This is a genomic window from Nostoc sp. FACHB-190 (assembly GCF_014696905.1).
In the GTDB taxonomy this organism is placed as follows: Bacteria; Cyanobacteriota; Cyanobacteriia; order Cyanobacteriales; family Nostocaceae; genus Nostoc_B.
The window spans coordinates 234,071-255,880 of record NZ_JACJQW010000005.1 but is presented as its reverse complement, the minus strand read 5'-3'; the positions used below and the strand labels follow the sequence as shown (position 1 = coordinate 255,880).

Genomic DNA, 21,810 nt, shown 5'->3' with positions numbered 1-21,810 from the left:
TAATTCGGCTTGTAAATCTAGTGATAATATCTCGTAGTACCTAGTTGATATCAATTTCTGCCAACTCAACAAACATCTGAGTCGGGTTGGTAATGATAGATAAATAGCCCAAACTTGGTTTATGTTTGATACTAGATACTTAAACAACGGTAAATCGATAGAGTTTATGTTGTTTGTGATTACTCTTGTGATATTTGCATAAACTAATGTAAAAAGCAAGCCATTTGTCTGGGCATAAAGGCTGCTTCATATAACGTTACTTGGGAATTGATCAAAGAGGCTTGCTTTTTTTAGAGAACCATGAGAGACTTCGTTATGGTTAAAACTACGGTAAATTGGTCAAGTTACCGTATTAATAAGACAAATCTGCTAATCATCAGCCACAAAAACTGATGTACTAGGACTGTTATTAAGCAGTTAGCAGAGTAAGAAAAGAATTTTCTCCGGTGTGCAGCTATCAATGGGGAGAGAAGGTGAATGTTGAAGACGTTGGTAAATAATTTTGCACTCAATTTAGAGGCAGATGTACTTGTAATTGGAGGTGGCCCGGCAGGTACATGGGCTGCTTGGAGTGCTGCGTCTGGTGGGGCGAGGGTGGTATTGGTAGACAAAGGTTACTGTGGTACGTCGGGATGTGCGGCGGCCTCTGGTAATGGCGTGTGGTATGTACCACCCGAACCAGAAGCACGAGAGACTGCAATGGCGAGTCGAGAATCATTGGGGGGATTCTTAGCCGATCGCAGTTGGATGAAGCGTGTTTTGGATCAGACATTTACGAACGTCAACTTATTAGCTGATTGGGGTTATCCCTTCCCCACCGATGATGAAGGTAAACCATATCGGCGATCGCTCCAAGGCCCAGAATATATGCGGCTAATGCGGCGGCAAATTCAACGGGCTGGAGTCAAAATCTTAGACCACAGCCCCGCCTTAGAACTTTTGGTAGACGCAGAAGGCAAAGTTGCCGGCGCAACGGGGATTAACCGCCAAACTCATGAAAAGTGGAAAGTCATATCGGGAGCGACCATCATCGCCACAGGTGGTTGTGCATTCTTGAGCAAAGCGTTAGGGTGCAACATCCTAACTGGGGATGGTTACTTGATGGCGGCAGAAGCAGGTGCCGAAATGTCGGGTATGGAGTTTTCCAATGCTTACGGCATCTCTCCTGCCTTTTCCTCAGTCACCAAAACCCTCTTCTACAACTGGGCTACCTTTACCTACGAAGATGGCACGCCCGTACCTGGCGCAGGTTCCCAACGTGGACGTTCTGTGATTGCAGAAACCTTACTGCAACAGCCTGTTTACGCAATTTTAGATCAAGCGTCCCCAGAAATGCGCTCATCTATGCGTTCAGCCCAGCCCAACTTCTTCTTACCCTTTGATAGAGCGCGAATCGACCCATTTACCCAGCGTTTTCGCATTACCTTACGCCTAGAAGGTACAGTACGCGGTACAGGTGGCATTCGGATTACCGATGACACCTGCGCTGCTTCCGTCCCTGGATTGTATGCAGCTGGTGATGCGGCTACCCGCGAATTAATTTGTGGTGGGTTTACAGGTGGCGGTAGCCATAATGCAGCTTGGGCAATTTCCTCTGGTTATTGGGCGGGAAATTCGGCGGCGCAGTATGCCTTAAACTTAGGACAGCAAGCAAATCAACGCCTAGTTCGCGGCGTGGGTGAAGCAGCATTACAACCCAAAGCTGAGAACGCTTCTAGCCCAAACATCAACGAATTTATCCAAGCCGTACAAACCGAAGTCTTCCCCTACAATCGCAATTACTTCCGCACAGAAAAAGGCTTATCCGATTCTCTTTCCCGCCTGGATAACCTGTGGCAAATAATCCGCGATACCCAAATAGAAGACAGTCAACTCATCCGAGCGCGAGAAGCCGCCGCAATGGTAGCGACAGCAAGATGGATGTACAACAGTGCCTTAGAACGCAAAGAAACACGGGGTATGCACAAACACCAAGACTATCCCCAACAAGATGCTAATCAACAGCATTACTTAATTAGCGGTGGTTTAGATCAAGTTTGGGTCAAAACTCAACCACTCAGCAGTACCGATAAATCTTTATCAGTAGCAGGAGCAGCAGCGTGATTGAGTTAGTCAGCGAGTCACGATGTATTCAGTGTAATCTCTGCGTTAACGTTTGCCCTACCAACGTATTTGATATTGTACCTGATGCACCGCCCACAATTGCACGTCAAAGCGATTGTCAAACCTGCTTTATGTGCGAATTGTACTGCCCCGTTGACGCTCTTTATGTAGCACCAGACACGGAGCTACAAACCTCAGTTAACGAGGCAGAATTGGCGGCTACCGGATTATTGGGCAGTTACCGCAAAAATGTTGGTTGGGGAAAGCAGCAAACTTCTACTGCCAAAACCGACCAAACTTTTCAAGTCTTAAAACAGATGAAATAAGGAGTAATCAATATAGATATGCTGTCGTTTGCAGTAGGAAATAGTTTCTTCAGACCAAAAACAATATCAACTGTAGTTGTTTGCTTCCTGCTGCTACTAACAACAGCTTGTAGCCAAGGCAGTAATAGTTCTAAAGTCCAAGCGGAAAATGTTAGTCCGGCTGTAACTACCTTACGCATAGGCTATGTGGGGAGTGCAGAACCTACAGGGCCTTTAGGTTGGGCAAAAAAACAAGGAATATTAGAACGAGAACTGCAAAAATCTGGATTTCAGAATATTACCTTTGCCAGATTTGGTAACGGCCCAGATTTAAATGAGTCTCTGGTTGCAGGACAAATAGATGTTGGTTTTTTGGGGGATACACCAGCCGTAGTTCTGAAAGCTAGGGGTATTGATACTAGGTTGCTGCGGATTACTCAATTTAATAACACCGCTTGGCTAGTAGCGAAGAAAAACGGGGCAAATTCTTTGACTGAACTAAAAGGGCAGAGAATAGCTACCCAAAAAGGCTCATATATGCACCGCTACCTGTTGGGTTTATTAGATCAGACAAAATTGGCTAAAGATGTCAAAGTTGTTCACTTAATGAGTACCGAGGCAAAGTCAGCTTTAGAACGTGGTGATATTGCGGCTTATGCAACTTCTAGCGATATGGGGCCTTTTCTCAAATCCCAAGGGTTTCCGATAATTGATTCATCGGCAGATCATCAAGGTTTGTCGGGGACATCATTAGTAGTTGCAACAGAAAAGTTTCTCGCCCAAAAGCCAGATTTTCCCCAGAAGTTCAATACAATCCTGACAACATCTGTCAAAGATTTAAAAGCTAACTCCGAAGAATATTACAAATATCACGCTCAGACTAGTAAATATCCAGTCAACATTATCAAGACATCTTACCCACTCAATCAAGTTCCTGAAGAACCATTTCCATCTGAAGGAGTGAAACTTTTAGAAGGTACGAAAAATTTTCTGGTAGCGCAAAAGTTAGCGAAGTCAGACTTTGCTTTATCAGATTGGATGGTGAAATAGTCTTGCATCATCTCTAGTAGTCCACCAACCCAATATTGCTGTGTAGACCCTGTAAGGGAGCAGGGGAGCAGGGGGGAATGAAGGTACTCTCTCCTCTGCCCCTCTGCCCCTCTGCCAGCCACCACACAAAGTTCTCTTGGCAGACTACTAGTCTGAGTTAAAAAACATTGCCATCCCCGCCATGTACTGAAAACATATAACCGGGATTATTCCTATGACTATTGCATTAGAGCGTCCGAAAAAAACTAAATCGGCGCAGATTCGGGAAAAATTGGGTTATCCCATCATTGATACAGATGTTCATACCCAAGAATTTCCCCCGGCTTTTTTAGATTATTTAGAGCAAGTTGCTGGAAGCAAAATTGTTGAACGTTTCCAAGACCATCTACCAGGTTCATCTCGTTCTAAATGGTTTAAACAATCTTGGGAAGAACGTCGCGCTTATCGGACTGCGCGTCCACCATTTTGGACTCGTCCAACCAATGATGCGCTGAATTTAGCCACTATTAGTTTGCCAAAGTTACTACACGAAAGACTGCAAGAAGCTGGTACAGACTTCGCAGTTGTGTATCCTAACTTGGCAACAATGGCTCCCCACATCGGTAACGAGGAAATGCGGTTGGCTGTTTGTCGGGCGGTGAATACATACCACGCCGACATTTTCCGCCAATATGCCGATCGCCTGACACCGATCGCAGCAATCCCGATGAACACTCCCGAAGAAGCGATCGCCGAATTAGAATATGCTGTCAAAGTCTTAGGATTAAAAGCTATTCAAATCCCTGGACACGTCCGCCGTCCGATTCCCGCCTTTGAGAAGTATGGCCAAGAAGTTGCCAATGAAGCTATTTGGATTGATACCTATGGCTTAGATAGTAAATATGATTACGACCCCTTCTGGGCGAAGTGCGTCGAATTAAAAGTTGTTCCTACCACCCATTCTAGTGGTATGGGCTGGATACAACGTCGTTCTATATCCAACTATCAATACAACCACATTGGACATTTTGCTTCTGCTGGAGAAGCACTCTGTAAAGCTTTGTTCTTCGGTGGTGTGACTCATCGCTTCCCGACCTTGAAATTTGCCTTTTTAGAAGGTGGTTCGGCTTGGGGTGCGAGTCTCTACACCGATTTGATTTGGCACTGGGATACGCGCAACAAAGACCACATGCTGGAATTTAACAACCCGGCTAATGTCAACCGCGAAGAACTCTTAGAGTATTACCTCCGCTATGGTGGCGAACATGTACATGGCCGCTTGGATGGCTTGGGTAGTGGTTTAGGCTTCCACGCCGATTTGGTAGCACCGCATGATCCTGGTGAACTGGATGAGTTTGCGTTAGCAGGAGTGAAGCAGCCAGAAGATATCCGCGATCGCTTCTTAAATAGCTTCTACTTCGGCACAGAATCAGATGATACCCGTGTTGCCCATGCCTTTAACCGAAAGGCGAATCCATACAGGGATCGCATCAAAGCTTTCTTAGGTTCTGACTCTGGTCACTGGGATGTGCCTGATATTACTGCGGTTGCGGCTAATGCCTATTCTTTTGTCGAACGCGGGATTTTGAACGAAGAAGATTTGCGTTATTTCTTGTCGATTCATCCGTTGGAATTGTACACCAGCCTCAACCGCGATTTCTTCAAGGGAACGGCGGTGGAAACAGCAGCAGAAGAGTATTTGGCAAGTCAATCAGTTTAACGAACCGCAAAGGGCGCATAGACGCGTTAGCGGCTTCCCGCAGGGTAGGGCGCGAAGAAGAGTTTGAGAGAGTTCTTGCATAAATCCCATAACTCTTTGCGCCTTTGCGCCTCTGCGTGAGACAAAAAAAATTCTTCTTCTCCAACATCAGTACCAGAAGTCTAATAGGTAAACCATCATGACCATTGCCTTAGAACGTCCACAAAAATCTAGGTCGGCGCAGATTCGGGAAAAGCTGGGTTATCCGGTCATCGATACCGATGTCCATACCCAGGAATTTGAACCAGCAGTCTTAGATTATTTAGAACAAGTTGGTGGAAGTGCGATTGCCGAACGATTCAAGGAACATTTACCAGGGGCTTCCCGCTTTAAGTGGTACAAGCAAAGCTGGGAAGAGCGTTTTGCATATCGCACCAATCGGCCTAACTGGTGGGGTCGTCCTACCAAAAATACTTTAAATCTAGCTACTATCAGCTTGCCGAAGTTACTCCACGAACGGCTGCAAGAATCGGGTACAGATTTTGCTGTCGTCTATCCTAACTTGGCGACGATGGCTCCCAATATTGGCAATGAAGAAATGCGTCGGGCTGTTTGTCGGGCGATTAACATTTACCACGCTGATATTTTCCGTCCCTATGCTGATAGAATCACCCCAATTGCAGCTATCCCAATGCACACGCCCCAAGAGGCGATTGAAGAATTGGAATATGCGGTGAATGTTTTGGGACTGAAAACAATTCAAATCCCTGGTTATGTGCGCCGTCCGATTCCGGCTTTTGAGAAGTATGGCCCGGAAGTAGCCAATGAGGTGGTTTGGATTGATAACTTTGGCTTGGATAGTGAGTATGATTACGATCCATTTTGGGCGAAGTGCGTTGAATTAAAGGTGATACCAACGACGCACGCTTCTAGCCAAGGTTGGACGACTCAACGCTCCGTTACTAACGCCCAGTATAATCACATCAACCACTTTGCGATCGCTGCCGAAGCACTCTGTAAATCCCTATTCTTTGGTGGTGTTACCCGTCGCTTCCCCTCCTTAAAATTTGCCTTTATGGAAGGCGGTTCAGCTTGGGGTGCTAGTTTATACGCCGATATTATCTGGCATTGGGAAACCCGCAACAAACAGCATTTGTTAAGTGGGAATGACCCCAGATTGGTAGATAAAGAAGCCCTCACCGAATACTATGCGCGTTATGGTGGCGAATTAGTGCATGGTCGGTTGGATCAAATTGGCGATGGTTTGGGATTCCACCATCACTTATTGGCTCCTGAAGACCCAGGTGAACTAGATGAATTTGCACTGGCGGGGATTGAGAAACCAGAAGATGTGCGCGATCGCTTCTTGAATCACTTCTACTTCGGCACAGAATCCGATGATACACGGGTATCACAGGCATTTAACCGAGCAGCCTTACCTTTTGGCAATCGAGTCAAAGCTTTCTTAGGTTCCGATGCTGGTCACTGGGATGTGCCGGATATTACTGCTGTTGTTGCCAATGCTTACGCAATGGTAGAACAAGAAATCATCACAGCAGAAGATTTACGTTATTTCCTCTCCATCCATCCTTTAGAGTTGTACACCAGCCTCAACCGCGACTTTTTCAAAGGTACAGCAGTTGAAAAAGATGCAGAAAAATATTTGCAAAAGTCTGAAGTATGAAGTATGAATTCTGAAATCAATACAACTTCATAAATCAGGTTTTCTGCAATTGATCATGTCAAAAAAATCATGATTAAGAAGTAAAAGTCTGAAGGATAAAAATTTTCCACTTCATACTTCAGACTTCACACTTCAATACAGTTGTCTACTCGTTAACTCTAGGGTGGGCATAATTAAATGTCCATCCTATTTTCCTAACTTGAAAGGAAATTTTATAATGGTACAAGCATTAAAAACCCTTCCTAATTATGACCCAACCTTATTTGAAGGTGCTGCGGAAGGTTACGCTCAGTACAGAACTAAATATCCACCTGAGTTATTTGCTAAATTAACAGAAATATTTAAGCTTAACGGTCAAGGCAGACTTTTAGATTTAGGCTGTGGCCCAGGATTAATTTCTATTCCTTTGCGGACTCAATTTGCCGAAGTAATTGCGATAGATCCTTCTTCAGAAATGTTGCAAGAAGCGCAACGTCAAGCAGCAGCAGAGGGAGCTAATAATATTACTTGGATAGAAAAAGGTGCAGAACTTATTGACTCTAGTTTAGGAATATTTAATTTAGTTACCATCGGTAGAGCTTTTCATTGGATGGAGCGAGAATTAGTATTAGAGAAACTTTATGAGCTACTTGCTGATGATGGTGGCATAGCTCTAATTAATACTAACGAAAACCCTTGGTCAAGTTCTCTTCCTTGGAAACAAGCCGCTATTAGTGTTGTCAAAAAATGGTTAGGTGAAGAACGTCGGACTGGACAAAGGGGACAAGGTGTTCGTAAACCAGTAGATCCACCTCATGAAGTGGTAATTGCTAATTCTGCTTTTGCTCGTCAAGAAGTGTTTGAAGTTCCATTTCAAAAAACTTGGACAGTCTCTAGTTACCTTGGCTATTTATACACTACAGCTTTTGCCTTAAAAATTTTCTTTGGTGATAATGCTCCAGCATTTGAAGCTGATTTACAAGAGACATTATTAGCAGTTGAACCTTCTGGAAAATTTACAGAAGAAATTACAGCTAATATTCATGTGGTTTGGAAGCATTAACCAAGCAAAATTTAAAAGTTAAGAGAAGGTTGATGTCAGAGATTTTGACTAATCTGTAACCTTCCAGAATATAAGTTTTTAAAAGTTGCCTCCTAACAGTTGATTGAGTTTTCAGTCCCTCATCGAGTCAATACAGGGTGGGTAAGTAATATCCACCCTATTTCTTAATTTTTATCCAAGCATTACTCAGCGAACTATGTCAGTCTCACCCGAAAAATTTAATTTTCTGAAACATCTCAAAATTAACCGTCGTTCTCTACTATTTGTAGCTGGTTATTCTTTAGCATTATCAACGACTCTGTTTAGTTGTAATGCACCATCTAATAATAATCAACCGCAAGCATCTGCACCCAATAATGCCGCACCAACTAACACTAATACTGAAAAAAAAGTGGTGCGAATTGTGCGGTCAAAACAACTTTCAGCACTAGCTGTTTTAGAAAAACAAGGTAATTTAGAAAAACGATTAGAACCACTAGGTTATAAAGTAGAATGGCCAGAATTTGCTGCGGGGCCACAACAGTTAGAAGCTTTAAATGCGGGTGGACTTGATATTGCATCAACCGCAGAATCACCACCAGTATTTTCCCAAGCCGCAGGCACACCTCTGGTCTATCTAGGTACTACGCAACCTAGTGGTAAAGCTGTCTCACTGTTGGTTCCAAGTAACTCTCCTGTGAAATCTATTGCTGACTTGAAAGGTAAAAAAGTTGCTTTTCAAAAAGCCTCAATTGGTCACTATCTTTTAGTTAAAGCCTTAGAATCAAATGGATTAAAATTAAGTGATGTACAGTCTGTTTTCTTACCTCCACCTGATGCTAACGTAGCATTTAGCCAAGGCAAAGTAGATGGGTGGTTTATTTGGGAACCATTTGTAACTAGAGCCGTACAAAAGAAAGTTGGTCGCGTACTTTTAGATGGGGGAAGTTTACGCGATACAGGTAATTTTTACTCAACTACAAGAGAGTTTTATCAAAAACATCCTGATGTCATTAAAGTGTTTTTTGAGGAGCTAGAAAAAGCAGAACTCTGGACTAAGGAGAATCGTGCAGAAGTCGCAAAATTACTAGCTCCAGTGACTCAGCTTGATGCGCCTACCCTAGAAATTATGCACGAAAAGTATGACTATGGCTTGAAACCAATTACCGAACAAGTGATTGCTAAACAGCAAGAAGTTGCAGATAAATGGTTTGCATTAGGTCAAATACCGAAAAAAGTAAATGTGAGAGACGGATTTTTAACTCCTGAAGAATATGCCAAAATCACTCCGGCGGATGTGTTGGCGAAAAAGTGAGAAATAGGGAGTGGGGAGTAGGGAATGGGGAATAGGGGATTTTGTAGAAATTTTTCGTGCAACCGTGAGGAGAGATTATGCCAACATTGACGTTAACAGAAGTAAAAATTACACCAATTGATGCACCTTTAGGTGCAGTAGTGACTGGGTTGGATGCGAGTCAACCTGTTGCACCGGAAGTAATTTTACAACTGAAACAAACTTTGCGCGATCGCCACATTTTAATCTTCAAAAATCAAAAGTTGACTGATGAGCAACTGGTGAATTTTGCCTATTATTTTGGCGATTTATATGTTCCGCCAGATGATGTTCCTGTGTTGGCTTCTCAACCAGGTGTCACACCAGTAGTAATTAACGTTTCTAATGTTGATGGTGGTTATACAGGTACGGGAGAATTAGCCTTCCATTCCGACCACCATTGGACTCCGCGTCCTTCTGCTGGTTCGTTGCTTTATGCTTTGGAAGTGCCAAGCCAAGGTGGTGATACTTATTGGTTGAACCTGAATTTGGCTTATGAAACTTTGGATGAAGCAACTAAACGCCGAATTGCAGATTTACAGTTAATTACCTACAATCCATTTTTACGGGAACGTAACGCACCCAAAACCAAATATCGTCTTGACCGCAATATTCCGTTAATTAGTCCTGTTTTCCCCCATCCTTTGGTCAGAACACACCCTGAAAGCGGTAAGAAAATTCTTTATTTGGACTACGCCACAGAAGTTGAAATTGTCGGTTTAGAACCAGAAGAGGGTGCAGAACTCATCGAACAGTTGCGAGAACATTTAAATCAACCGCAGTTTTACTACCAACACAAATGGTCTGTCGGCGATATTGTTTATTGGGACAATCAAGCTACCTTACACTACCGTCAAGCTTTTGATGCAAATGAACGCCGCGTGATGAAGCGAGTTAGCCTCGCAGGTAGCCGTCCTTTCTAAATTTGAGTTTCCCAGGTACCGTACCGCGTGATTTTTTTGGAGTAGCACTACCTACTCCAATTTTTTATTTTTCTCTCCCAAATGACATTATTTCTCAAAAATCTTTTAGCTTGATATTTGTCAGAGGTCATTATAAGATGACATAGTTTAGTGATAATAGGTGGCAATAACTATGAGCTTTTCCAGCATTGCTATTGAGCAACGTTCTAAAGAAGCTCAGGCTCTGAAGTTTGTTCTGGGTTACAGTTTGGTGGGTTCTCTGGCGTTGCATATTGCATTGCTGGGTTCTGGGATAGGTAACTTTTTGGCAAGATTACCTGCTAATGATAGTGAACCAGTAGAATTAGCGATCGTAGAAGCTCCAGCTACTCCAGAATCAGAAATAGAAAAAGCTCCGATAGAAGAAAAAAAGGAGCCGCCTGATCAAGTTGTATCTCAGTCTGAAACTCAGATTCCTGAAAGGTCGCCTGTTATTCCTCAACAACAGTCAGTAGCAATTGCTCCAGTCCAAAAATTTGTTGAAAAGCCTCAAGTTCAGCCTGTTCAACAACCAAAACAGCCTGTTTCATCAGATAAGCCTTCCACTACTACGGCTAGAACTACCCAGACATCGACCAGCACTAGTACTACATCTGAATCAACCAGTACTAATAACGGTGGCGGTTCAGGATCAAGTGGTAGTACGGGAATTTTAACTGGGAGTGGTAGTGGTGTTGGTGTTGCTAGTGGCAGTGGTACAGGCACTGGCATTGGTAACGGTAACGGTACAGGCACTGGCACTGGCACCGGGACTGGGAGTGGCAGTGGTACAGGCACGGGAACTGGTAACGGTAACGGTACTGGTACAAGCAATCCTAATCCAGTAGCTGTTGCTCCCAGTCAGCCAAAAATTGAAGCACCAGCGCCACCATCGACCAATCGTAGTAGCGGTAATGGCCGTGCCGCCTGCCGTCAGTGCGATAACAAGTATCCCGAACAAGCCAGACGCAGAGGTATTGAAGGCAAGGTAGAGGTTGCAGTTGATACTGATGCTAAAGGTAATGTTACTAATGTGAGATTAACTCGTTCGAGTGGTAATCGAGAATTAGATGAAGCCCACCTGAGACAAGCTCGTGATTGGAAATTAAAGCCAAGTGAAAGTGGTAGACAAGGCGTATCAATTGCTACAGATTATGCAATTCGTGGCTCCCGGAGATATCGAGAAGCCCAAGAACGTAAGCGACAAAGACAAGCAAGAGAAACCGAACAAAGAAATCAAGCGACAGCTACTGCTAATCAAAGTACAACCAGCGAAACTACTAGACGTAGGCGGCGTTTAACTTCTGGAACTATTGTTGATGTTCCCCCAGAAAGAAGAACAATCAGAGAAGCAGCCGCTACATCCGAAAGTACTCCGTTGCGTCGTCGGTTGCGCCCACGTACTGAAACTCCTGCGCCAGCATCACGTCCGAGTCAAGCAACAACATCTAGTGGTGAAAATAACGCGCCAAGGGTGCGCCGCCGTCGTCGTCCAGATTCTGCTACTACATCTGATAGTGCTAGTAAGTTGCGGAATGCACTGCGTCGTTCTCGACCATCATCTGAGTCTGCGCCTGCTGCTGCGCCTGGGGAGTCTAAACAATAGAAAGGGGTTAGGGGCTAGGGGCTAGAGGCTAGAGGTTAGATTTCATAAAGATTTGGCTTTAGCCTTACAAGCTACTCCCGACTCCCGCTATAACACAATACGGTTCAGTTAAGGTTTTGATCCCCCCTAACCCCCCTTGAAAAAGGGGGGAACTAGAATCAAAGTCCCCCTTTTTAAGGGGGATTTAGGGGGATCTGCAATGTTTAAATTTCACTAACTGAACCGTATTGCGCTATAACAATAGCGGGAGTCAGATATGTTAGGACAATTTGAACGCTCGAATGCCAGGAATAGTAAGACTTTTACTCCTGCCTCCGGTTGGTGAGCGACTTGCCTTGAGCGTTCGCGCAGCGTCTCCGTCAGGAGAAGCCGAAAGGAGCCGAACCACTGCCTTCTGCTATATCATCGCGGATATCTGAGACAAGGCGATTTGTTATCGGTGGTGGCTTCATCACCATAAATTGCCAAGGTATGATATCCGGGGTCAGAATCTGTATACAGTACGCGAAATGTGTACAGTTTACTTTTGCCCTGCCCTTCAGTAATTACAGTTAACAGTGTTTTATCTGTGTTGGGAAGTCCGGGAATTTTTAATTTGGGAATGCGTCGCATTTGGATGACATTGGCGGCGGAGTTTTTACAATCTCCAGAATTAAAATTTTGATTTTGTCCGAATTGGGTACAAACTGGCCCATCAAAGTCTATGGTTACTTGTGATGGGTCATTTAACCAGACTTTTTTAATTGTTTCACCAGCAGGTAAAAAGCTTAAATTTGTACCTTGGACATAAGATACGGTAATAGTTGGTTCTATACCACTTAAGCCTTGTGCTTGACAAGAAAGCATAGAACGCAAAACGGTATTTTGAGCAATAGCACGGCCAGCTAATAATATCACTCCAGTGGAAACAATTAAGGAGGCCAGAGAGAAGAAAGGAGGAAATTTGGCATTTTTCATGACTGCGATCGCTAAACTAAGTCAAAATTAAAACTGTAACTGTTGATTGACGTAGACTTCCACTTCTTTACCCGCAGAGATAAACCACACGTTGGTTTGTTGAGTTAATTGGGCAATTGCTTGCTGGTTTCGTTGGGAAATTTGGGGAATTACAGAGTTAAAACCACCTTCTAATACCCCAGCTGCAATGTTACGTCTGGGATTAGTGTTACTTACAATCGTACCTGTAGCAGTTGTTGTGACTACTTGAGCCTCTGTACGGTTAAATAACTCTGCGGCTTTACCAATACCACCCAAGACAAATAACCCTAAATCCATACTTGCGATCGCACCACTGGCATTAGGAAATTTATTTGCGATTAACGGTCTACCTCTCACACCACGAATAATAATCGCATTTTTGGGCAAGGTTGTTTCTGTTAAAACACCGTCTTTTTGCGAGACAATTTTGGTCACATTCAACTGCAACAAACCTTGATCAGACAGAGATTTAATTTCAGCTAATAACTCAGTTTTTGCGGGAATCGCAACTTGACCGTCGATGGATTTTAAAGGTTGTTTTAATTGAATGACAAAGACATTTTTATCATCATCATCATCATCTCTGGCGTTACCTCTGGTTCTGGTAGTTTCACCAAAAATCGCTGTCGCAACTACGGCTTTAGTACTAGTACCAACTGCTACTGTCTTCGGCCCTTGAGTTTGGGTTGTACCAATTCCAGGACTTGTTTGAGGTTGTGGTTGGGTTTGGGGTGGTGTGACTTCTGGTGGCGTAACTCTATCGTTATTGTCAACTGGGGGAACTTGACTAATATTTACTCCCGATGTTCCAGTGGTGGAAACTTGACCGTAACTGCCTAATTTAGCTAACTTTGCCCATTCTTGTAGCGGATCTGGTGGCGCAGGTGGAGTTGTCACAACTGCTTGTGGTGGTGGTGGAATGTCTGGAACTGAGCGAGTTTCGGGGATAAAAGGTGGAACAACAGCAGGTCTGGCTAGAGGTGGATTAACTTGACGTGGAACATACACTACCTGGGCTGGCGCTTGGACTGCTGGGCGGACATTTCTGGCTGTACGGTTCGGTCTACTATCTACTGATGCAACCAATCTAACTGGATTTCGCAAACTTTGTTGGGATGCAGCGACTTCATCAGCTTGTTCGGATAGGGCTAATTTGGTTTTTAAATCTTCGATTTGTTGTTGTAAGTCTTGCTGGCGGGGTGCTGTATTGGCTGCGGCTGGAGTGGGAACGGAAACAGGACGAGTTGCCGATTTTTGACCACCGCTCATAATTTGCGATAAAAAGCCACCAGCTAACAAAACTACTACTAAGGTGGCAGAGCCGACTAAAGTTAATTTAGCAAAAGGATTTGATGATAGGGGTTGGGTGGTTTTAACTTCTTGTGGTTCTTCGATTAAAGCTTCGGGAATGTCTGGTTCTTCGGTGGCTTCGACATTCACCGTTTTCGATTCATCTTCAAAACCTACCAATCTGGCGATTTTTGATTCCCAATCGGAAGATTCTGCATGTTTTTGCGAATCGGAATGAGAGCGATTTGTTAGCCCTTGGGGGTTAAGTTCTGAAGAAATGGAATATGAAGTCATGGTATATGGCTTTGGTAATAATGTTTAAGAACAATTTTTGTCTTTTATGTCACATATATTGTAAATTTGTAGCCTTGCTTCGCCAAGACGGTAAGCAGCAAAATCCCAGGATAGGGGTTTGTCTGGTAATGATGCTAAGGGTTCATCAACAACTTGGACGAGAATTTGTTTATTAAAAGGACTGGACACTCCTAGTTTGTCATAATTTGTAAAACTTAATTGGTGAGCATACATTTCTACTTTCCAGCTTCCTTCTGTGATTTTGGTAGGTTGGGAAATACTATCAATCACTAATACATATTCACTACCTTTATTAATAGTTTGAAATTGTGAACCTGATTTTAAACTGGTGATTTCTAAGAGTAATTTTTGTTTAATGTTATTGGATACCATCTGAGAACTAATATCCCAGGCTGTTTGCGGTGGTTGTTGTTCCGACCAAGTGAGCATCAGGCTTATGGTTTCGCCAACAAACCGCCGAATGGTTTCGGGATATCTTTCAAAGCTGGGTTTAGGATCTACTGTTACAGCTTGACCATCTATTAGTTGTACCAAACTTTGGGGCGTTAGTTGTTGTTTCAGAGCTTGTAACATTGACCCATGAAACATTAATAGCAGTAAGGCAAATATATTTAACCCAAAGGTAGCGACGGCAAATAAGGGGAGAATATTGCTTTTTTTATTTTCGGTTTTGAGGATTTGCATGAATAATATTTTTGTGGGAGTGGGGAGTAGGGAGTGGAGAATGGGGTTTAATTATTGCTAAAATTTATCTGAGAAAATTACTGTTTGATTTATTATTGAGACATTGCTTGGTTTGGTCGTCTGGGGAATTATATTCGTCTATTAAACATAAGTTCCGAATTTCATAAATTTCTAATTTATCTGTGCGGGTGCTGTATATGGCTTTTTGTAAGTCTGTGCTGTTTTCACTCAAGGGATAGGGAAAATAATCAACTGCACGGACTAATAAATCTTTATTAAATGCTGTAACTTTGCGGCGATTATCGGAACGTTTGGTTTGTACTAAGTCTGCTACCATGCTGACACGCCATTTACCAGGGGAAATTTTTTGGGGTGGATAAAGGCGCTTAATTACTAATTGAGCAGTAATGCTTTGGCTGGAGTTGTTAGCAAAAACTTCTGGGGGTGTAAGTTCCGCGATCGCACTTAACAAACCTTTACGAAAGTCTTCGGAAATTGCAAAACTCGCTATCCAAGTGCTAGTGGTGACGTTTCTGTTACCACCTTTGAGAGTTCGCACTTGAATTCCTGGGTCTGGTTTAGGTTTGGCGACTTCTTCAATATTTTGGGGTGGTAAGTTTCCCGACCAGTTAAACATAGCCGTCATGGTTTTACTGACAAATTGGCTGATGCTTTCCGTGTCTCGTTCTAACTCATCAGTGGCTGTGGGTGTCTTACCATCAATCATCTGCACAAAGTTAGGTGGTTTTCTCAGACTCAGTTGCCGGATATTTAAACCTTGAATAATAAATAAAATTAACACTAAGATTTGCAAACTGAAAGTGGCGATCGCAAAAGTTGTCAATACACTTCCTGTTTGTTTGGCTTGTCTTTTTTTAAGTAAATTGACCATACGATCTAGGGAGTAGGGAGTAGGGAATGGTGAGTAGGGGAAGAAAGTCTGTCTTTAAATTGCTGAAAACCTTACTATAAGAGTTTCTCCATTTCATACTTCAGACTTCACACTTCAGACTTTTTTTGCTATATTCTATTCCTCACTAAACTTTCAGTATTATTAATCGCGCTGAAAACTGCGAACCCTCCAGCCGCAGCTAAAAACAACGATAACAACGGCGCTAAAATTCCCAAAAAGATAATAAACCACATTAAATCAGGACTAGCGTTAATATCTTGTCCTGGGCCATTGATAATCACTGCGGATGTTAATGCAGCCACAATATTAAAAGAAATTTTGGCAATTCCCGCCGCTAAAAATCCAGTAATCCAAGCAAAAACAGGTTTACCAGCTACAGGTAATAATGAAGCCCCGACTGCTATGGGGCCTAAAGCTGCTATCAGCAACATCGTAGCTTCTAGCAAATTTTGAAAAGCATATTGTAATGAAATTAAAAAGTTTTTAATAGTTGTTTGTCCTGTATTGCCTAACAGCGCGTTAAATGCTGCGTCGGTGATAATTCCTGTACCGAATTTAATTTGATTAACTTGATTTTCTAATCTATCTATCCAAGTTCGATTACCGTATCTATTTCTATATTCTTGCCAGAGGTCATCAATTTGTTCAGTGGCTTTATTTAAACATTGAGTTTGTTGTTCACCAGTCAGTGCTTGACAAGGACGCAGTAGGGAACCTGCAACTTCTTCCGCCACACTCATACTAATGGCTTGCTGATAAGTTTGTTCAGCATCGGCGGTGGTGACTACTTGTTGATTTACCGTATTAATAAAATTCCGCACACCCAAAGTCAGGTTAGAAAGTGCGCTACCATTGCCAGGATTACTTAATAAAACTACTACCACAAACGGCCAAATTAACCCAGATATTGGGCGAGAATATTCACTATAAATAACATCTTTTAGCCACTGCACCATAAAAAATAACAGTGTCCCAACAGCAAAAAATACACCTAAATTGGTGATGGCTCCATATAAGTTATTACTAGTGTCATTTTGTAATAAATTCACCCATTGATTATCCCAGCTTTCAGCGATACTTTTAGCTGTTGTTGCTCCATTTTCTAGAGTATCTGTAATACCGGGAAAAACCTGTGCAAGATAAAGCTGCATTTTAAATCACATTGTTTGATGATGAATGATTATGGTTCGCGTCCAAATAAATCTGTTTGTGAAGCAGTTCTTAAAAGTCTGGCTGCTTCTGTAGCAGAATCAACTCGCCGAGCGCGGTTGGCTTCTTCAACTTGCTGAGAAATATTCGCTAAATTTAAATTAGTGTATTGTATTGACTGATTTGTTTGGATGGTTTGAGCAAGATTTTCCGCGTTAATTTTTGCTTGTTCTTGGAGAATTTTAACAGTTGTATCTTGTTGGATACTCGATTGACACAAGCTTTGATTGGCAACATTTACAGCGCCGGCTGAACCTGTTATCTTACATACCTGGTCTTTCAAATCATCCAGAAAATTATCAGCATCTTCAATAGTCTGGGCAATAGTTTCAATACTTCTTTCTGTATCTTCTAATTTGGTTTTTAAGCGTACTTGTCCTTCTCTACCCAGCACCCCAACTACAGCACCGCGAGTAACTACGCGATTAACTTCATTACTCACGCCTGCGCCATTGACTGCGGAATTATTTTCATATCTTCCTGAGATGGAGTTGATAATAATATCGCTGCGTACTTGTTTACCTGCTGAAACTGGATCAGGTAAATTCAATTCACCACTATAATTACTCAGCGCCCCTTGAGTTCTAATATCTAGTGGTCTAAAAGTTTCATTGACATTACTTCTGAGATAGTTTTGTAAATCTACCGAATAATATTGAAAATCAGTCCAAACTTTGCCGAGTTGTGCCATTGCTGGCAAAATTAATAAGCTAGAAAATAATAATGTGAATAAAGTTGTTTTCCGCATAAGTTTCAATTGTCATTTGTTAATTTTCATTTGTCATTTGTAGTTTCTTACAAATGATTTTAGATTACGAAACTAGAATGTTATCCTCCGCGCAGAGAGGCTAATAATTGACGGGCAAAAATAGAAACTGCTTCGTATTTATCACTATGTTGTTGCATGGCTTTTTTGCGGGCAGTTTGCTCATTGGGGTTATTGGCAACTACCGCTAATTGTTCGTAACCTGGATAGTAGCGGCAAAATGTATAAATGCCGTTATCATCTAATAACCATTGGCTGTAAACTCCTTCTTTGCGCGGGAAAAAGCTTTCAGAAGCATTACGGGCAATAATATCGCGGGGATATTTCAAAATACTGATGAAACTATCAACGGCGACTGGTTGAATCCGGCCGATGAGTCTGGTGGATAAGTTTTGCAGAATTTTGGATGAGGCTTTCGATTTAGCAATGGTATCGGGGTCTTGGGCTGATAAGATAACGCGAATCCCGGCTTTGGCACCGTTGGCACAAATTCTGCCTACTAAGTCGGCAATTTGGTCAAATTCAAACAAAATTGGCGCTTCATCAATAAAGAAGATAGAAGCTGGACTGCTTAAGGCGCGGCGCAAGGCGGCGGAATAGGCGCTTAGGGAAAGGACGGCTGCATCTTCGTTGTCAGCAAGGTTTCGCAGGGCAAAAACCAATAATTGAGCATCGGTGGGAAAGCTGGACGGTGAAGAAATCGCTTGTCCTACACGACTGGATAGCCAAAACCGCAAGCGCAGTTGAATTTGACTGAGTGCATCTTCAACTCGACCACTCACAGAATCGAGACGGAGATGTTCTGGTGAACAGAAATAAAGAAAATCTTGTAAAGTTGGGGTTTTTTGCCATTCTGGGCTGCCAAATCCACCGTTAATAGCGAGGCGATATCTTTCTTGAATACCTTCATCAGCAAAAAAGGCTCCCAATGCGAGGTTGAGGAGAGAACGTACAGTTTGGGAGAGGAGTTGATTTTCGGTAGATGAGCCTAAGACCATTGTCATTAAGGCTGATTCGAGAAAGGCGACATAATCCAGGAGGCGATCGCGTTGTTCTTCCGCAGAGAGCGATCGCAAATCTGGTTGTTCAAATAAGTTATTCGATTGTTTGGAAATATCAAAGTACGCCCCATTCCCTTCCATAAACTCGGTATAGTCGGTAAAGGTCGATGAGCCATCTGGTTTGGGGAAATCTAGAGCCACGACGGGAATATTATGAGCTAAAGCCTGAGTTAAAATTCCCGATACCAACACTGATTTTCCGGCGCGGGTAGTAGCAAACAACGCCAAGTTTTTGTGTTGGTGAAACATATCTAAATGTATGGGTGTCCCACCTTCTTCAGCAATCAACTCAAAGCCATATTTATCGCCGGCTTTAGTCATTACTAACGGCATTAATCCAGGCACTTCACTGGTTAAATACAACTGTCGGCGGTTAAAGGGTTTAACTAACAAACCTTCCCAAACAATTGGCAGAGATTGTAACCAAACTTTCCAAGCATATTCGGTTTCTCGAATTACCTGCGCTGGACGTTGAAAACAGTTTTCAATATATCTGATGGCTTCATCTAATTTGACTTGGCTGGGACGATGGACAAAAATAGCAATTCCTGTATGAATCGGTACGGCTCCTTCATACAATTGTTCTTGGGCTGCGACCGATTTTTTTAATTTTAATTGGGCGTTGACATCAATTGTTTTACTTTTTTCCTGTGCCAAAAGTGCTGAGACATTTGATTGTTTCAGCACTCGTTGTAATGTAGTCTTGACTATGGCAGGATTGGCGGCGGTTAATTGGCAAAAGATTTCGGTATCAACGACACTTTCCCTCGCCAATAATTCCCATAAGTACCGCAGTTGCGAAAATTTATTCGGCCAGCCACCTGGTTTTTCTAAAAAGGTCATCGCACCGACGTAGTGATTGTTGATATATACCCAACGGCGATCGGCACGAGGCACACTTGATTCCATCAGTAAAGTTGTACTGTGGACATTCTCGACCAATAATTTACTACTAGATAAATCAGAGTTAACTTGTTCGTGTAATCCTGTTTCATCTAAGGTGAGTAATTGCGGAATTTCTATGGGGGTTGTATCGTTAAATCTCAACCAAACTTCTTCCCAAAGTTCTTCTGCATTTAAAGGTTTAATATCTAAACCCATTTTGTTAGATAACAACTGTTCCCAACGGCAAAAACCTTGTTTATAAGCCTCAGTAATTACAGTTTCAAGGCGTTGATTCTCAATTTCTTCAAGTTCGCCTTTAAATTTCAGCCACCAAGATTCTGCTCTAGCCAAAAGTTTTTCAATCCAATCATCGGCATTAGTAGAATTTTGTTCTACGGTATAAGTAACATAAATCCGTAAAAATTTTGGTTTGCGAATGCCAGCGTTAGTCAGTTCTCTAATTCTGGCTCTTTCTGCCATAATTAAATATTTAATGTCATTCGACGGCGTGCTTTTAATTAAATCTGCTAGTTCTTGTTGACGCTGTTTGTCGGAACTAAAAGACCCTATATGTAAGGTCATTCTTTCACCTTCAGGGATATCTTTCAGCCCAGATTCAATATTATTAAATATAGTATTTATCTGTTCACTTCTTAAAGTGGTATGGATGCCTTTACATTCAAAGCCAAAGACAAAGCAAAATCTATCTCTTTGTGTGCCTTTCGCTAAAATATAAGCGCCAAGATCACGTCCATCCACTGCAATACGGAGCATTGTTGCTAGGTGTAAAGCGTCTTCAAATGGCGTTAATCTACTTTCGTTTCCTGGGGTGCCGATGCTCTTTTTTCCGATTTTTTGCTTCATGATTAATTTCCAGCAAGCTTTGATAACGAGCAAAGCCTCTAGTCCAAGTGGGAACTCCGATAAATTTGCTTAAAAAACGCCAACTCCTACCACCAGATAATATCCACCAAGTAGCGATTCCCCAACCAGCAATTAAAAATGTCCACAACCATTTTTGAAATTCATCGGTGAACAAGCCACCAAAAACGCCATTAATAATAAAGTATGCAGTTAGGGCAATTACTAACCAAGGAAAAATTTGATCGGCAGGAATTGGCCCTAACGATGGTTGTGCGCCTAAAATCTGATTTACTGGTCGAAAATCTTGTTCTCGTTCTTCAGACATACCATTAATTACCAATCACGAAGCCTGTCATGACATCGGCAATTGTGACAGCCAAAACAACTAATAATGGGGTTCTCGCAATACTTTGCCAGTCTTCATCTTTCCGTACGGCATTAATTACCCCAATTAACGAAACTGCAATATAAAGCAGATAAATTCCTCTCAGAACGTTGAATATTAAACTAACGGCTGTTTCTGTACCAGCAGTATTGGTATTAGCACCTTGTGTCAGATTAGTTTTGAAAAATCTTTCGGCTTTACCAAAAAATTGGGCTTGGGCTGGGGCAGCCAAGTAATCTAACCAAAATAAGCTTAAAATTACGATTGGTGCCAATATTTGTAAGGCAATCCGCCACCGATTTGGTAAGTTGACTAATTGCCCAATTTGTTGTATCGATATAACAATTAAACTACCAATTAATAAACAAAAAAGCAGTACTGGGCTGTGTAAGCTGATCACACTCAAAAATACAGTGCAAGCCAGCAAAAATGGCACTGACTCTAAAAAAGTCATCCGCCAAAATTCCAAGTTTTCTTTGAAATTAGGCAATTTCTGTCCAGCGTGCTGCTTGTTAATTTTGCGGATGTTGTCTGCTCGATAACCCTGTCTAAACATTTGTGAGTTTCCTTAGTTGTTTAAAAAAAGTTAGTTGTTGTTGTGGGAAAACCATGTTAATTTATCACAAATGATGATTCATATAATAAAAATTATGTACCAAAATCATGATATGTATTCAGGCTCTTATTAATTATTAAGAACAAGTTAACCACGTCTTAACATTGAGTAAACGCCGGAACT

At 42.3% G+C, this 21,810-nt stretch carries 18 protein-coding genes; 9 read left to right on the top strand and 9 right to left on the bottom strand.

The window, feature by feature from the left end; genetic code table 11:
- The first annotated feature begins 477 nt into the window (after positions 1 to 477).
- The 9 genes from H6G28_RS09010 (at position 478) to H6G28_RS08970 (ending at position 11,721) form a co-directional block, all read left to right on the top strand.
- Positions 478 to 2,103, top strand: coding sequence for an FAD-dependent oxidoreductase (locus H6G28_RS09010; RefSeq protein ID WP_190670345.1), 1,626 nt, complete (start codon positions 478 to 480; stop codon positions 2,101 to 2,103).
- Entirely contained in the window at positions 2,100 to 2,429 is a 330-nt protein-coding gene (locus tag H6G28_RS09005) for a 4Fe-4S binding protein (protein ID WP_190670343.1), read from the top strand. Before H6G28_RS09010 ends, H6G28_RS09005 begins: the two co-directional genes overlap by 4 nt.
- 18 nt (positions 2,430 to 2,447) lie before the next feature.
- On the top strand, positions 2,448 to 3,458 hold the full coding sequence (locus tag H6G28_RS09000; protein ID WP_190670341.1) for an ABC transporter substrate-binding protein: 1,011 nt from the start codon (positions 2,448 to 2,450) through the stop codon (positions 3,456 to 3,458).
- 214 nt (positions 3,459 to 3,672) lie between these two features.
- Complete coding sequence (locus H6G28_RS08995) at positions 3,673 to 5,157, top strand: amidohydrolase family protein (RefSeq protein WP_190670339.1); 1,485 nt, start codon at positions 3,673 to 3,675, stop codon at positions 5,155 to 5,157.
- A 178-nt stretch (positions 5,158 to 5,335) separates the two neighbouring features.
- Positions 5,336 to 6,820, top strand: coding sequence for an amidohydrolase family protein (locus tag H6G28_RS08990; RefSeq protein ID WP_190590021.1), 1,485 nt, complete (start codon positions 5,336 to 5,338; stop codon positions 6,818 to 6,820).
- Between the two features lie 217 nt (positions 6,821 to 7,037).
- Positions 7,038 to 7,862 carry a class I SAM-dependent methyltransferase gene (locus H6G28_RS08985; RefSeq protein WP_190670338.1) on the top strand — a complete coding sequence of 275 codons (825 nt, stop codon included), beginning with the start codon at positions 7,038 to 7,040 and terminating at the stop codon, positions 7,860 to 7,862.
- Positions 7,863 to 8,058: 196 nt separating this feature from the next.
- Positions 8,059 to 9,156 carry an aliphatic sulfonate ABC transporter substrate-binding protein gene (locus H6G28_RS08980; RefSeq protein WP_190590019.1) on the top strand — a complete coding sequence of 366 codons (1,098 nt, stop codon included), beginning with the start codon at positions 8,059 to 8,061 and terminating at the stop codon, positions 9,154 to 9,156.
- 77 nt (positions 9,157 to 9,233) lie between these two features.
- A complete protein-coding gene (locus tag H6G28_RS08975) occupies positions 9,234 to 10,097 on the top strand; it encodes a TauD/TfdA dioxygenase family protein (protein WP_190670336.1) in 864 nt (287 codons plus the stop codon).
- A gap of 172 nt (positions 10,098 to 10,269) precedes the next feature.
- A complete protein-coding gene (locus tag H6G28_RS08970) occupies positions 10,270 to 11,721 on the top strand; it encodes an energy transducer TonB (RefSeq protein ID WP_190590017.1) in 1,452 nt (483 codons plus the stop codon).
- 402 nt (positions 11,722 to 12,123) lie between these two features.
- On the opposite strand, the gene H6G28_RS08965 is transcribed toward H6G28_RS08970, so the two are convergent.
- The 9 genes from H6G28_RS08965 to H6G28_RS08925 all read right to left on the bottom strand — a co-directional run bounded on the left by H6G28_RS08965 (position 12,124) and on the right by H6G28_RS08925 (position 21,627).
- Entirely contained in the window at positions 12,124 to 12,678 is a 555-nt protein-coding gene (locus H6G28_RS08965) for a hypothetical protein (RefSeq protein WP_190670335.1), read from the bottom strand.
- 27 nt (positions 12,679 to 12,705) lie between these two features.
- Positions 12,706 to 14,283, bottom strand: a complete 1,578-nt coding sequence (locus H6G28_RS08960; RefSeq protein WP_190670333.1) for a TrbI/VirB10 family protein — start codon at positions 14,281 to 14,283, stop codon at positions 12,706 to 12,708.
- A 24-nt stretch (positions 14,284 to 14,307) separates the two neighbouring features.
- A complete protein-coding gene (locus H6G28_RS08955; protein WP_190670332.1) occupies positions 14,308 to 14,988 on the bottom strand; it encodes a hypothetical protein in 681 nt (226 codons plus the stop codon).
- Between the two features lie 64 nt (positions 14,989 to 15,052).
- Complete coding sequence (locus tag H6G28_RS08950) at positions 15,053 to 15,880, bottom strand: hypothetical protein (RefSeq protein ID WP_190670331.1); 828 nt, start codon at positions 15,878 to 15,880, stop codon at positions 15,053 to 15,055.
- A 128-nt stretch (positions 15,881 to 16,008) separates the two neighbouring features.
- Positions 16,009 to 17,052, bottom strand: a complete 1,044-nt coding sequence (locus tag H6G28_RS08945) for a hypothetical protein (RefSeq protein WP_190590012.1) — start codon at positions 17,050 to 17,052, stop codon at positions 16,009 to 16,011.
- A 29-nt stretch (positions 17,053 to 17,081) separates the two neighbouring features.
- Positions 17,082 to 17,858: a hypothetical protein gene (locus tag H6G28_RS08940; protein WP_190590011.1), complete on the bottom strand. Its 777-nt coding sequence runs from the start codon at positions 17,856 to 17,858 to the stop codon at positions 17,082 to 17,084.
- A gap of 80 nt (positions 17,859 to 17,938) precedes the next feature.
- Positions 17,939 to 20,686, bottom strand: a complete 2,748-nt coding sequence (locus H6G28_RS08935; RefSeq protein ID WP_190590010.1) for a putative type IV secretion/conjugal transfer ATPase — start codon at positions 20,684 to 20,686, stop codon at positions 17,939 to 17,941.
- On the bottom strand, positions 20,634 to 21,011 hold the full coding sequence (locus H6G28_RS08930; protein ID WP_190590009.1) for a hypothetical protein: 378 nt from the start codon (positions 21,009 to 21,011) through the stop codon (positions 20,634 to 20,636). The genes H6G28_RS08935 and H6G28_RS08930 overlap by 53 nt, the downstream gene beginning before the upstream one ends.
- A gap of 4 nt (positions 21,012 to 21,015) precedes the next feature.
- Positions 21,016 to 21,627, bottom strand: a complete 612-nt coding sequence (locus H6G28_RS08925; protein ID WP_190590008.1) for a hypothetical protein — start codon at positions 21,625 to 21,627, stop codon at positions 21,016 to 21,018.
- Between the last annotated feature and the right edge of the window lie 183 nt (positions 21,628 to 21,810).

Bases quoted from the DNA above. Each gene is read 5' to 3' on its own strand.
- H6G28_RS08950 (WP_190670331.1), bottom strand. From the start codon at position 15,880: ATGGTCAATTTACTTAAAAAAAGACAAGCCAAACAAACAGGAAGTGTA.
- H6G28_RS08985 (WP_190670338.1), top strand. From the start codon at position 7,038: ATGGTACAAGCATTAAAAACCCTTCCTAATTATGACCCAACCTTATTT.
- H6G28_RS08960 (WP_190670333.1), bottom strand. From the start codon at position 14,283: ATGACTTCATATTCCATTTCTTCAGAACTTAACCCCCAAGGGCTAACA.
- H6G28_RS08940 (WP_190590011.1), bottom strand. From the start codon at position 17,858: ATGCGGAAAACAACTTTATTCACATTATTATTTTCTAGCTTATTAATT.
- H6G28_RS09000 (WP_190670341.1), top strand. From the start codon at position 2,448: ATGCTGTCGTTTGCAGTAGGAAATAGTTTCTTCAGACCAAAAACAATA.
- H6G28_RS08935 (WP_190590010.1), bottom strand. From the start codon at position 20,686: ATGAAGCAAAAAATCGGAAAAAAGAGCATCGGCACCCCAGGAAACGAA.
- H6G28_RS08995 (WP_190670339.1), top strand. From the start codon at position 3,673: ATGACTATTGCATTAGAGCGTCCGAAAAAAACTAAATCGGCGCAGATT.
- H6G28_RS08965 (WP_190670335.1), bottom strand. From the start codon at position 12,678: ATGAAAAATGCCAAATTTCCTCCTTTCTTCTCTCTGGCCTCCTTAATT.
- H6G28_RS08990 (WP_190590021.1), top strand. From the start codon at position 5,336: ATGACCATTGCCTTAGAACGTCCACAAAAATCTAGGTCGGCGCAGATT.
- H6G28_RS08945 (WP_190590012.1), bottom strand. From the start codon at position 17,052: ATGCAGCTTTATCTTGCACAGGTTTTTCCCGGTATTACAGATACTCTA.
- H6G28_RS08980 (WP_190590019.1), top strand. From the start codon at position 8,059: ATGTCAGTCTCACCCGAAAAATTTAATTTTCTGAAACATCTCAAAATT.
- H6G28_RS09010 (WP_190670345.1), top strand. From the start codon at position 478: ATGTTGAAGACGTTGGTAAATAATTTTGCACTCAATTTAGAGGCAGAT.
- H6G28_RS08930 (WP_190590009.1), bottom strand. From the start codon at position 21,011: ATGTCTGAAGAACGAGAACAAGATTTTCGACCAGTAAATCAGATTTTA.
- H6G28_RS08975 (WP_190670336.1), top strand. From the start codon at position 9,234: ATGCCAACATTGACGTTAACAGAAGTAAAAATTACACCAATTGATGCA.
- H6G28_RS08970 (WP_190590017.1), top strand. From the start codon at position 10,270: ATGAGCTTTTCCAGCATTGCTATTGAGCAACGTTCTAAAGAAGCTCAG.
- H6G28_RS08925 (WP_190590008.1), bottom strand. From the start codon at position 21,627: ATGTTTAGACAGGGTTATCGAGCAGACAACATCCGCAAAATTAACAAG.
- H6G28_RS08955 (WP_190670332.1), bottom strand. From the start codon at position 14,988: ATGCAAATCCTCAAAACCGAAAATAAAAAAAGCAATATTCTCCCCTTA.